Origin of the sequence: Paenibacillus sp. OAS669 (assembly GCF_014873645.1) — a bacterium.
GTDB classification, from domain to species: Bacteria; Bacillota; Bacilli; order Paenibacillales; family NBRC-103111; genus Paenibacillus_S; species Paenibacillus_S vulneris.
In genome coordinates, this window is the sequence record NZ_JADBDR010000010.1 from 65,937 (window position 1) to 77,952 (window position 12,016).

Here is a 12,016-nt window from a genome sequence, read left to right on the forward strand (position 1 = left end):
CCCTATGCCATTAGTATCGTCGACACCCCTGTTGGAAGCAGCGAGAGCGAACGGTTATGCCGTTGGTGCTTTTAACGTTCATACCCTGGAAATGCTGCAGGCCGTAGTTGAAGCGGCAGAAGAGACGCAATCTCCGTTAATATTGCAATCCACCGTCGGTACGGTGAAGCACTTGGGAGCCGATTATATTGCGGCAGCGGCCAGAACCGCCGCAGATCGGGCCAGCGTGCCGATCGCGCTGCATTTGGATCACTGCACCGAGTTTGATGTGCTGGTGCAATGTATTCGTGCGGGCTACACCTCGGTCATGATTGATGCCTCTATGCATCCTTTTGAAGAGAATGTGAGACAAACCCTGCGTGTGGTTGAAATTGCGAAGGCTGCGGGCATTAATGTCGAGGCGGAATTAGGCAAAGTCGGTGGCGTCGAGGATGATATCGTCGTAGCCGAGCATGAAGCTTTAATGGCCGACCCGGAGGAATGTGTCCGATTTGTCGAGCTGACCGGTGTCCAAACCTTGGCACCCGCTATCGGTACGGCGCACGGGATCTACAAAGGAGAGCCGAAAATCGATTTTGACCGCATTCAGCGCATTGCCCAGAAGGTTCCGGTTCCGCTGGTGCTGCACGGCGGCTCCGGCATTCCCGAGGAGCAGGTGAAACGCAGCGTATCCCTCGGAATGGCCAAAATGAACATTGCTACGGAAATCCGGATCGTGTTCTCGGATGCGATCAAGAGCGTATTCGCCCAAAATCCCGACGAAAACGATCCGCGCAAATATATGATCCCTGCCAAGAAAGCGGTCAAAGCGGCTGCCATTGAAAAAATGAGAATGGTAGGATGCATCGGAAAAGCACAGGATTGGCGCGCTTAGGAGAGGAAGCAGATGATAACAACAGTCACGCTGAACGCCGCGATTGATAAAACCTATTATATGTCCTCCTTTCCTTTGGGACGGGTTTCGAGAGCGCAGCGGATGTTTGCAGAGCCGGGAGGCAAAGGTATCAATGTAGCACGGGTGATTCATCAGCTGGGTTACCCGGTGACGGCCGCCGGGTTTGTAGGCGGGCATAATGGCGAATGGATTCGCACGGCACTCGCCAAGCAGGGGATTGGCAACGATTTCGTACAGATAGAGGGAGAATCGCGGCTTTGTCTGAATATGATAGATGAAGAAAAGGGAACCTCGACGGAAGTGCTGGAAGGCGGTCCTGTGATTCCTCAGGAAGCGATGGAGCGATTAGCGGCTGCGGTAGTGCGGTTAGCCTCCCGTTCCAGAATCGTCTGCTTCAGCGGCAGTCTTCCTCAAGGTGTACCGGCCGATTATTACGCTGAGCTGATCGCCCTGGTCAAAAAGGCGGGAGCGCTGGCCTTTCTGGATACGAGCGGCGCTGCGCTTCAAAACGGTGCTGCGGCGTCTCCCTATTTCATAAAGCCTAACGAGGATGAAGTGCTTCAGCTTCTCGGGTCACAGCTGGAGCTTAATCTGAGTCACGATGCAGCTAGTCTGGAGTATTCGCTGAAGGCCCCTATGGCTGCTTTACACGATAAGGGTATTGCAGCGGTTACTGTGTCCTTAGGGTCGAAGGGCTCCGTTTCTTCCATTGAAGGCGGAGTATTCCGGGCCAAGGCACCGAAAATCGAGGTGGTGAATACCGTCGGCTGCGGTGACGCCTACGTGGCCGGGATGGCGATCGGTACGGCGCGCGGGCTCCCGGTGGAGGAACGCATCGCTTATGCGACCGCGGTCGGTACAGCCAATGCGCTTCAGGAAAAAGCGGGATATGTAAGCTCGGCGGATGTCGAGCGTCTGTTTGGCGAGGTCATGGTCGAGCGGATATGATGGAAAACAACGGTGCGAGCTTTCGCACCGTTGTTTTTTAACTATGCCAATATACTCCGATGCAGTACGCCCCAGATAGCAACGCCGGATGTTTCTCATTCTACACTTGCTGGGTTGATTTGCGGATAATGAGCTGCGAGGGCAGGAGCACCTTGCGTTTGGCGGCAGGAGCCTTGCCTTCAATGCGTTCAATGAGCATCTGCATACCGATGAATCCCATGTCGTAAGCAGGCTGAGCGGCAACCGTCAAAAACGGGTTATAGTCGGGAATAGGCTCCGGATCATCGAAACAGGCTACCGCGATATCCTCAGGTACTCGGAGATTCATTTCCCTTAGCGCCCGCAGGGTATTGACGCCAATGAAATTGTTGGCGGCAAGGATAGACGTAGGACGCCCGGACGGAGCTAAGCTCATCAAGGAACGAACGATATCCGGAAAATTGTCCTGCCGGAAATGAGTTTCAATGATGTCCTCGGGGGCCCACTGAAGCCCATTCAGAATAAGCGCATCTGTAAACGCTTGGCGCCTCTCACGGGCGTTCGATGCCGTATCGGGCCCGTTAATAAGGGCGATTTTGCGATGCCCCTGCTCTACGAGATGCGCGACCAGCTTGCGGGTCGTCTCCGCATTATCACCCATGACGAGGTCGGCGGCTATGCCATCCACATGCCTGTCTGCGAATACGAACGGGACCTTGCGTTTGGCCAGCTTGCGCAGATGGGCGAGGGAAGGCTCACCTGTCGGAGCGATCAGCACACCATCGACCTGCGCGGATAGAAGCATATCTATATAACGGGACTCTTTATCCGCCTGCTCGTCAGTATTCCCAAGCAGCAGCTGATAACCGAACTGATGCGCCTTATCCTCCGCGCCGCGCGCAATGGTAGTGAAGAAGGGGTTGGAAATATCCGGTATGACAAGAGAGACAATCTTTGTTTCCTTGGAGGTTAGGCTGCGGGCCTGCTTATTAGGGATATAGTCGAGCTCTTGAATGATAGCCTCGACTTTTCGGCGGGTTGCTTCGCTGATCGAAGGCGCATGGTTTATCACCCTCGATACGGTCATGGGAGATACGTTTGCTTTTTTGGCAATGTCATAAATGGTGACCATGGTGCAGTAATTCCTTTCACGAATCTGGCTGTAGTAAAATGTCGACAACGAGCTAAAACGATTGACGCAGATAGCTTGAACTGTTATGTTAATGTTACCGATAACATAAAAGTATCACAATGAGAGTCCTCATTCAATGTTTCGGCAGCGAATAATAAGCCGTACCCAGGATGAAAAGGACCAGCCGGATTCGGCATAAAAAGGCGAGCTTCATGGAAGCGTATTCATCCGAGATGTAACAGTCAAAGGTTATAGCAAGAAAGCGATGGATTACAAAGGAGGCGTACTTTTCTTTATGAAAGCAATTGTTTGTGAAGAGCCGAATCTTTTTGCAATGAAGGAAATCGACCTGCCCTCGGCAGCCAAAGGGGAAGCCTTGCTTCGCATTCGCCGTGTGGGCATTTGCGGAACGGACTTGCATGCGTACAGGGGCAATCAGCCTTATTTCGTTTATCCCCGGATTCTGGGTCATGAGCTGGCGGCGGAGATCGTCGATATTGGAGACAACACACAGGGGCTAAAGCAAGGGGATCAGGTCACGATTATCCCCTATATCGAATGCGGCACTTGTATCGCCTGCCGAAACGGCAAAACCAATTGCTGTACGTCGATGAGTGTCCTGGGTGTTCATCAAGACGGAGGGATGCGGGAGTACATGACCGTATCTGCCGACCATCTGCTGGCTGTTGACGGGCTAAGCCTCGATCAGACTGCGATTGTGGAATGCTTCAGCATCGGGGCCCATGCCGTACGCAGGGCAGCCGTTGAGAAGGGAGAGTTCGCCCTAGTCATTGGCGCGGGCCCGATCGGTCTGGGCGTCATGAAATTTGCCAAGCTGGCCGGGGCTAAGGTGATTGCTCTGGATATGAATGAGGAGCGGCTAAGCTTCTGCAAAGACTGGGTGCCGGCGGACTATACCGTGAACGTGAAGAACGATCCGTTGAAGGCCATCGAGTCGATTACCGGAGGCGATCTCCCGACTGTGGTGTTCGATGCGACGGGGAATGCCCGTTCCATGGAGGGAGCGATGCAGTACGTGTCCCATGGCGGCAGGCTCGTCTATGTTGGTCTGGTCAAAAGCGATATCTCGTTCAGCGATCCGGAATTCCATAAAAAGGAGATGACGCTCCTGAGCAGCCGCAACGCCAACCGCGTTGATTTCGAGCACGTGATCGAGAGCATGCGCAGCGGTCAGATCGATACGGATGCTTTTATTACCCATCGGGCCTCCTTCGACGGGATGATTGATGCATATGAGAGCTGGCTCAAGCCTGAAACAGGCGTCATCAAGGCGATAGTTGAGCTGTAATAGCCATAGGCATCCTCGCAGGAGGATGCCTCAGGTTGTTGAGAAACCCTGTTCTACATGAACATTGCTACATATGGAGGTGGGGTATGCCTCGGAGGAGTTTACGTCCGCCTTTGAAACCCGTGAAAATACCGCTAAATATAATCCCATTTCACGGGTTTCAACAGCGGCTGGAGGGGCATACCCCACTGGAGTATATAGGCAATGCTTCAAGCAATATAGGTTTCTCGACAAACTCAGGCATCCTCGCAGGAGGATGCCTATTTTTGTTTTTCGGGCTCGAAGCGAAGCCCGCGCTTATTACTTATTACTATACACGGACCCCATAATGAGGCGTTACGGCAAAGCCTTGACTGCGCCGTAGCTCATGACTGGCCAACGGCATGAGGTGCAGGGCGCCGTCGTAATCGCGATTGATGGTCAGTGCGAGACCGGTTGCGCGGTGCAGGATGCTGCACCAACCGCTGTGTTCGGCGTCATCAACGAGAGTCCATTGCTGTGTGGAGCGGCCGGATGCTTCTCGCAGCCGAACGGTCAGGCACATGTCGGCATCGGAATCGGAATCGGAATCGGAATCCGTCTCTGCCTCAGCGACATCGTCGGCATCCAAATACTTGCCGTTATGCTTATTCCTAATCTGGACAGCTCCATCCTCCAGATTCTCTATAATCCAATGCTGTGCGGCAGAGCCATAAGCCAATTTCCCGGCCGTAACCGTGTCTGCCTGCGATTCGCCGACGGCTGGACTTTCCGAATCATCACCCGAAACTGCCGCCAAATATCGGTGCGACCGGTTCAGGATACGCGAGAAGCCGCCTCTTTCGCTGGATGGTACGTTGCTGGTTTCCTCCGAAAGAACGCTCACCGCATCCGTCCATTCAAGCTTCATTGACTTGTCGTCCGGAAACCGGAGCGGCAGGAAGACGTAGGACGAGCTATGATAGTCCGAAGGGTCCCACCGGTCGCCGACATAGAGATAACGCGTTTCCCCTTCTCGGCTAACCGGAAGGATGAAGGTGGGCTGCGTATCGTATGTGGTCGGTCCGCCCAGGTCGTAAAGCTGTGACCAGTTGCCGGTCAAGTTGTCCGAATAAGCATACTTGCCTTGATTCGGCTCCCAGCCGGTGCAGCCGGACGAAACCATAAAGTAGACGCCGTTTCGCTTCATGACAGCAGGAGCTTCCCGGTACTGGCCCGGCCACAAGGTTCTGACATGCTCGTCAATCGACAAATAATCGTCGCTCAGACGGTACATGTGCAAGTCGGCATTTTCTCTCGCGGCCGAAATGAAATAGGCGGTCCCGTCATCATCGACGAACAAGGTACAGTCCCGCGACATGAATCCGCATGGATTGAAGCTGCCGTGATACGTATATTCTCCGTCAACCGTGTCGCAGCTGGCGACAGCACAGCGGGCGGCTGAATAGTCGGAGCCGTTCTCCCAATGCATCCACATGACGTAGCGGTTGGCAGGGGCATGATAAATGACCTTCGGTCTTTCGATATTGGCGCCCCGTCCCGTTGCGGCGTCCGTAACGAGCTCCGGTGCGGTCCGAACATCGATCGGCCGGTGAGGGGAATCCAGGGTAAGCACATCACCGCGGAACTCCCAGTCCTTCAAATTATTCGAGCGATAGCAGGATACGCGCTTGCGTCCCTGCCTGTTTTCCCCGAACCAGTAATAATAGTCTCCGGATTGGAGTAATCCTCCCCCATGGGCATGAATCGGCTGACCGGATGTGTCCCGCCATTGCGTACCGTTGTACAGCATCGTTCTTCCTCCTGTTCTGGATAGGCTTGATACACTTGACGAAGATTATTTGCCTGAACCAATATCGATTTGCCGGATATGGTTTTGGATAGCTTCATCGGCGGCGCGCAGCGTAGTATTCACATCCTGCTCGTCATTCAAGTATTTGGTCACTTGCTCGCTTATCAATTTACTGGCATCGGGATATTTGCTTGTTGACGTATAAGCCGGAATATAGGTGCCTTTAAATATCGCATCCAGATGCTTGCCCTGCAGCACGGGCATATCGGCTCCCAGCTCACGGCGGATGCTGGCATCCTTGAGGACTGATAGCTTCCCGGAGGCTCTCGTCATTTTTTTCTGAATGGCGTCCGACGTTAATATTTCGATCACCTTGAACGCTTCGTCCTTGTGCTTACTCGTTTTGGTCACGAAGGCGACATGCTCATCCACCATACCGGCCATATTCGGTTTATCCGGGTAGCTTGGATATTGAGCGATGTCCCAGTTCAAGCCTTTGGCTGCATCCGATTGGAGCAGATTGAAATTGTTGCCCGTTGCAAACATCGCCAAATTGCGGTCCTTCATAAATTGATTCCGCTGATGAACATTAGGAACCGGTTCGTTCGAAGGGATCGTATGGATTTTCTTGGACAGCTCCAGAATTTGCTTCCAGGACTCATTATTGAAGTTCGACTTGCCGTCCTTAATGGAAGGGAGAGCAATTTGCAATGCCAGCTTCCCGTATCCTTCGGCCTCCAAGCCTCGATAGCGGACGCCCTGCTCCTCCCGGCTCACGCGCTTGGCCAGCTCGATGGTTTCATCCCATGTCATGCCGTCCTTCGGATAATCGACGCCGAACTTATCAAAAATGTCTTTATTGTAGTAAATGACGTTGAAATTCGAATCATAGGGCAGGGCGACCAGCCCGCTTTTATCATAGCCCCGAATGGTATCCACGTATGTGGCCTCGAAGCGGTTCAGATCCAGGTTATGCTTCTTGATGAGAGGCGTCATATCTTCAACCAGCCCCAGCTCCTGATAATCCGGGATCAGATTGACCCATGTCGCGATAAGGTCCGGCACAGTGCCTGCGGCTACCATTTCCTTAATGTTGTCGCCCTTGAGCATTTCGATTTCGATATGGGGATATTTTTGCCGGAGCGGCTCGACAATAAGCGATTGGAAATCGGCGTCGTTGATTTCAGACCATTTTTGCGCCATCAACAGCTTCACAGGCTCTTGCTTGGCAGGGGCCTGGGTACCCTGATCGGGTGTTGGTGCAGCAGTTTGCCCGCTACCTCCGTTGCTGCAGCCGATAAGAGCACCGATAGCCAGCAATGCTGCCATAGCTGCCGCGTAAGAACGAATTACCATTTTGCAATCCCCCTTATAGTTTCTTTTTGAAAGCGGTTTAGTGTTATCCTATCACGGGTTTTCGGGGGCCAGCAATTCACAAAAGAATGCTAAAATAACACTTTTGCACTTACACCGCAGCGATATTGAAAAGGGGTCGTACCTACCTGGGCGCGAAAAAATTTACAGAAATAGGCGGCCGACGAAAAGTTCAGCTTCAAGGCGATGTCCTCCACAGACAACGTGGATTCCTGCAGCAGCTTCTTGGCCTTCTCGATCCTCACTTTATTGAGGTAGTGCTTCGGGGACATCCCGTACACCTGCTTAAAGCAGTCCGTAATATAATTGCGGTGCACGTGCAAGCGCTCCGACAGTTCCGAAATTTTCAATCCTTCCGCTCCTCCGTATGTCTCCAGCAAATAGGCCGCTTCCGCAGCAATCGTATGCTTCGATTTGGGGGCAGAGGGTTCATCCCGGATATCGGGGATCACTATTTTTTCAATTAAAAAAGCCAAAAATTGCATCATCATGGACTGCACCATCATTTTCTGGGTGAAGGCCGGCTCTTCCAGCGACTTGAACAATTGGATCAGCCGGTTCATGGAATGCCGGATCTCGCTTTGAATTTCGGGTGGCTGCTGCGTGCTGACAATCGGCTGTCTCCTGCGGTGGAACAACGAATGAACCTCCCGGGGCTCCACGTCGAAGTGAAAATTGAAAAACCGGCTTTCCTCATGCGCTTGCGGATAGTGCAGCTCGCCGGAATTAACGAGAATAAAATCTCCTGCTCTCAGCTCGTACTCAATACCGTTAATCCATTCGCTCATGAAACCGGATTCAATATATAAAATTTCAAACATCGGATGTTTATGGTTCGGATATACGGAGCCTTTCTCCGCATTTTTATATAAAATGCTCCAAACATGAAACGATGTAAAAAAACCGGGGAAGTAAAAATGATCCTTCATCTTTTGCACCGCCCTTTTCCAGTAAATGCCTTTGGCTTCAGAGTATCATAACAAATCCGTTGGGTAAATGTCCCTGTGTATGCAAAAAAGTACAATCGAAAAAACGGGCGTAAAACAAAAAAATGCAAGGTAATCAAAAATATACAATTGTTAGCCGGAGGGAGAATCCCTTATGGTTAGGGGGTAGTACAGGCTTGCTGGCAGGACTAGAAGAGAGGATAGGCAGGAGGTGAAATGACATTTTGTAACCGTATACATTTTGTAGCGGTGTGATGGAAACAGGCAGCAGGGGAGATACGGATGAAGCACAACCAAATGATGGAAGTACATTAGGAGGCGGAATAACGGATGAATAAGAAGCTCAATCGGAGATTCAATAAAACAAGCCATGTACTTGCAGGTGCCATATTATTAGGCGCATTGGCCGCGCCGCTGCAGGCAAGTGCGGCTGCCGGTTCGGCAGGCATACCAGGCGCTTCTTCTATACAAAGGCAAATGGAATACTTAGACCGAGGTCTTGTAGCGATAAAAACAGACGGCGGTGTGTTCGTCAGCTGGAGGCTGCTCGGCAATGAGCCTGACGGTATTGCTTTCAATCTGTATCGCGACGGGGTGAAGGTCAACCCGTCCCCGATAACGAATAGTACGAATTATCAGGACAATTCCGGCTCAAGTGAATCGAAGTACACGGTCAGAGCTGTGCTGAACGGCAAGGAGCAGCCGGCTTCGGCCCAAGCAGGCGTTTGGGATACGAATTACTTGTCGGTTCCTCTTCAGAAACCGGCTGACGGCATCAATCCGGACGGCTCGACCTTTACATACAGTGCTAATGATGCAAGCGTCGGGGATCTGGATGGGGACGGCCAGTATGAAATCGTGCTTAAATGGGACCCGTCCAACTCCAAGGATAATTCGCAGGACGGGGTTACCGGAGAGGTGTTTATTGACGCTTACAAGCTGGATGGCACCTTGTTATGGCGCATTAGTCTCGGGAAAAACATCCGCGCGGGTGCGCATTATACGCAATTTATGGTATACGACCTCGACGGGGACGGCAAAGCGGAGATCGCGTTCAAAACGGCTGACGGAACGACGGATGGAACCGGTAAAGTCATTGGAGATGCGAATGCGGACTATCGCGATCTGACAGGCAGCCGCCCTGGACGTGTGCTATCGGGGCCGGAGTATTTGTCGATATTCGAAGGGAAAACCGGCAAGGAGCTAGTAACGGTGCCTTATGATCCGCCGAGAAGCAAGGTGACGGACTGGGGGGATAATTACGGCAACCGGGTTGACCGTTTCCTTGCATGTATCGCCTATCTGGACGGCAAAAGACCGAGTCTTGTGATGGCACGAGGTTACTATACCAGAACCGTACTTGTTGCGTACAACTGGCGTGACGGGCAGCTGACCAAGCTCTGGACCTTCGACAGCAATGAACCCGGCAATGAGACCTACGCAGGGCAGGGGAATCACAATTTAAGCGTGGCCGATGTAGACGGTGACGGCAAGGATAAGATCATCTACGGGGCCGTGACGATCGACGATAACGGAAAAGGGCTCTACAATACCCGATTAGGTCATGGCGATGCCCTGCATGTCGGTGATTTGGACCCTGGCAGACCGGGACTTGAAGTGTTCAAGGTCAATGAAGACAAAAATTCCCCGTACGGCGCAGCCATGTGGGATGCGGCTACAGGAGAAGTTCTATGGGGTGTCCATACAGGGAAGGATACGGGCCGCGGCATGTCGGCGGACATCGATCCGAACTATGAGGGTGAGGAAGTATGGGCATCGACAGGAGTCGGGTTGTACTCGAACAAAGGGCAGAAAATCAGCAGCTCCACGCCTTCGATCAATTTCGGCATTTGGTGGGACGGTGACCTTCTTCGTGAGCTGTTGGATAACAACCACATCGACAAATGGGATTACAACAATTACAAAACCGTGAATCTGCTGACCGCAACGGAGGCAGCCTCCAATAACGGCACCAAAGCGAATCCGGCTCTGCAGGCTGACTTGTTCGGCGACTGGAGGGAGGAAGCGGTGTGGAGAACGGAGGACAGCACGGCCTTGCATATTTACACAACGACGGATTTGACGGACCATCGGATTTATACGCTGATGCATGATCCGGTCTATCGACTGGGTATTGCATGGCAAAATGTCGCGTACAACCAGCCGCCGCATACCGGGTTCTACCTCGGAGTTGGAATGGAGACACCTCCCGCGCCGAATATGTATGTCGTACTTCCGGCCGAGGTGAAGGTTGAGCCGCAAACCTTGAATCTGAAAAGCCAAGGGGGCCAGAATTCCGTCACCGTATCTATTCAGCTTCCTGCAGGTTATGATGCCTCCGCCATCGATGCTTCGACGGTACAGATGAGCGTCTATGGAAGCAAGCCTATAGCAGCCCAAGCCGCTGCAGGCAATAAAGCTGCGCTCAAATTTGACCGGCAGCAGCTTATCGGGGCGCTTCAGGGACAAAATGGCAATGTGGAGGTTACGATCACAGGGGCATTGAGAAACGGTCATACGTTCCGGGGGACCGATACCATTAAGGTTATTCATTAGTTCATGCTTGTACGAGGGAGAGCAGCTCTGACACAGGGGTTGCTCTCCCTTGCTTTATAAGGAACTTAAGATGCGATTGAGGGTTCCGCATGGAGATGTTTATCCATTTAGGGCAATATGCTACGATAATGTTATCGTTTATGCAAGTGAATAGTACAGCCTTATTCAGCATCCCATAAAAGGAGTGATCGAATTGAAGCCGACTTATACGGATCATGCTGCCTTCCGGTTAGAAGCGGGGCATTTGCCTGCCGGCGAGCCGCTCTATATTCGCGGGGACGTAAGACTAAAGCGGGAGGAGGGCTCCGCCAGCGAGGCACTAAAGCCTGTGTTGCTAATCAGCCACGGCTTTAAAGGCTTCAAGGATTGGGGGTTCTTCCCTTATATTGCGGAAAGGTTCGCCGAATCCGGTTTCTTCGTGGTGACCTATAATTTCTCGTGCAACGGTGTCAATGAAACGGACTTTGACGAGCTGGACAAATTCGGCGTAAACACATTCTCGCGTGAGCAGCAGGATCTCGATATCGTGCTGAAGGCGTTGCTTGGGCGAAAGCTGCCGCTTGCCGAGAAGGCCGACACAGAGCGTATCTATTTGCTCGGCCACAGCCGCGGAGGCGGCGGGGGAATCGTCTTTGCTGCCGAGCATTCCGAGATTCGGGCTCTTGTCACGTGGAACGGAAGTGCCTACGCCGATTTATTCGACGAAGCCTTCAAGGCTCGGGTGCTGGAGGATGGAGTCGGCTATGTGACCAATGCGCGCACGAAGCAGGAGATGCCGATCCGGGCAGAATTTTATGCCGACCTGGAGGCTAAAGGGGAACGGTTTGATATCATTCGCCGTCTGGCGGAGCTCACCATTCCGGTGCTGCAGGTCCAGGGAGATCAGGACTCGCCGCGTCTGCTTGCGGGTTTTGAGGCGCTTCGTGCAGGAGCTCCCCAGCATAAGCCAACCGTGATCCAAGGCGGGAACCATACGTTCGGCGCGGGGCATCCGTTCGTCTCCACGACCCCTCATCTCGAGGAGGCCATTCAGGCGACGCTTCAATTTTTGCAGGAAGCAGATTCTAAACGAGTACATAGCTAGAAAATAACCAGGTCCTTCATG

9 protein-coding genes are annotated in these 12,016 nt (G+C 52.6%); 5 read left to right on the forward strand and 4 right to left on the reverse strand.

Annotated features, from left to right (window positions below; all coding sequences use genetic code 11):
- Positions 1–4: 4 nt before the first annotated feature.
- Together fba and GGC63_RS21420 are read left to right on the forward strand one after the other, a co-directional pair.
- Complete coding sequence (gene fba, locus GGC63_RS21415; protein ID WP_079909798.1) at positions 5–874, forward strand: class II fructose-1,6-bisphosphate aldolase; 870 nt, start codon at positions 5–7, stop codon at positions 872–874.
- 12 nt (positions 875–886) lie between these two features.
- The gene (locus GGC63_RS21420; protein ID WP_192704046.1) at positions 887–1,843 is read left to right on the forward strand and encodes a 1-phosphofructokinase family hexose kinase; all 957 of its coding nucleotides are present in this window, start codon (positions 887–889) and stop codon (positions 1,841–1,843) included.
- A 100-nt stretch (positions 1,844–1,943) separates the two neighbouring features.
- Here the strand turns inward: GGC63_RS21420 and GGC63_RS21425 are convergent, their stop codons facing one another.
- On the reverse strand, positions 1,944–2,954 hold the full coding sequence (locus tag GGC63_RS21425; protein ID WP_192704047.1) for a LacI family DNA-binding transcriptional regulator: 1,011 nt from the start codon (positions 2,952–2,954) through the stop codon (positions 1,944–1,946).
- A 295-nt stretch (positions 2,955–3,249) separates the two neighbouring features.
- On the opposite strand from GGC63_RS21425, the gene GGC63_RS21430 reads away from it, so the two are divergent.
- Positions 3,250–4,263, forward strand: coding sequence for a zinc-binding alcohol dehydrogenase family protein (locus GGC63_RS21430; protein ID WP_192704048.1), 1,014 nt, complete (start codon positions 3,250–3,252; stop codon positions 4,261–4,263).
- Between the two features lie 310 nt (positions 4,264–4,573).
- On the opposite strand, the gene GGC63_RS21435 is transcribed toward GGC63_RS21430, so the two are convergent.
- From GGC63_RS21435 to GGC63_RS21445, 3 genes are all read right to left on the reverse strand, one after another.
- Positions 4,574–6,034 (reverse strand): family 43 glycosylhydrolase, encoded by a 1,461-nt coding sequence (locus GGC63_RS21435; RefSeq protein WP_192704049.1) that lies wholly within the window; start codon positions 6,032–6,034, stop codon positions 4,574–4,576.
- A 45-nt stretch (positions 6,035–6,079) separates the two neighbouring features.
- The gene (locus tag GGC63_RS21440) at positions 6,080–7,390 is read right to left on the reverse strand and encodes an ABC transporter substrate-binding protein (protein ID WP_192704050.1); all 1,311 of its coding nucleotides are present in this window, start codon (positions 7,388–7,390) and stop codon (positions 6,080–6,082) included.
- Positions 7,391–7,479: 89 nt separating this feature from the next.
- Entirely contained in the window at positions 7,480–8,337 is an 858-nt protein-coding gene (locus GGC63_RS21445; RefSeq protein WP_079909804.1) for a helix-turn-helix transcriptional regulator, read from the reverse strand.
- Positions 8,338–8,685: 348 nt separating this feature from the next.
- On the opposite strand from GGC63_RS21445, the gene GGC63_RS21450 reads away from it, so the two are divergent.
- Complete coding sequence (locus GGC63_RS21450) at positions 8,686–10,911, forward strand: rhamnogalacturonan lyase (protein WP_192704051.1); 2,226 nt, start codon at positions 8,686–8,688, stop codon at positions 10,909–10,911.
- A 193-nt stretch (positions 10,912–11,104) separates the two neighbouring features.
- Positions 11,105–11,995, forward strand: coding sequence for an alpha/beta hydrolase family protein (locus tag GGC63_RS21455; RefSeq protein ID WP_225948395.1), 891 nt, complete (start codon positions 11,105–11,107; stop codon positions 11,993–11,995).
- The last annotated feature ends 21 nt before the right edge of the window (positions 11,996–12,016 follow it).

What these genes read in the sequence shown, in the direction of transcription:
- fba (WP_079909798.1), top strand. Translation starts at nt 5, where the DNA reads ATGCCATTAGTATCGTCGACACCCCTGTTGGAAGCAGCGAGAGCGAAC.
- GGC63_RS21420 (WP_192704046.1), top strand. Translation starts at nt 887, where the DNA reads ATGATAACAACAGTCACGCTGAACGCCGCGATTGATAAAACCTATTAT.
- GGC63_RS21425 (WP_192704047.1), bottom strand. Translation starts at nt 2,954, where the DNA reads ATGGTCACCATTTATGACATTGCCAAAAAAGCAAACGTATCTCCCATG.
- GGC63_RS21430 (WP_192704048.1), top strand. Translation starts at nt 3,250, where the DNA reads ATGAAAGCAATTGTTTGTGAAGAGCCGAATCTTTTTGCAATGAAGGAA.
- GGC63_RS21435 (WP_192704049.1), bottom strand. Translation starts at nt 6,034, where the DNA reads ATGCTGTACAACGGTACGCAATGGCGGGACACATCCGGTCAGCCGATT.
- GGC63_RS21440 (WP_192704050.1), bottom strand. Translation starts at nt 7,390, where the DNA reads ATGGTAATTCGTTCTTACGCGGCAGCTATGGCAGCATTGCTGGCTATC.
- GGC63_RS21445 (WP_079909804.1), bottom strand. Translation starts at nt 8,337, where the DNA reads ATGAAGGATCATTTTTACTTCCCCGGTTTTTTTACATCGTTTCATGTT.
- GGC63_RS21450 (WP_192704051.1), top strand. Translation starts at nt 8,686, where the DNA reads ATGAATAAGAAGCTCAATCGGAGATTCAATAAAACAAGCCATGTACTT.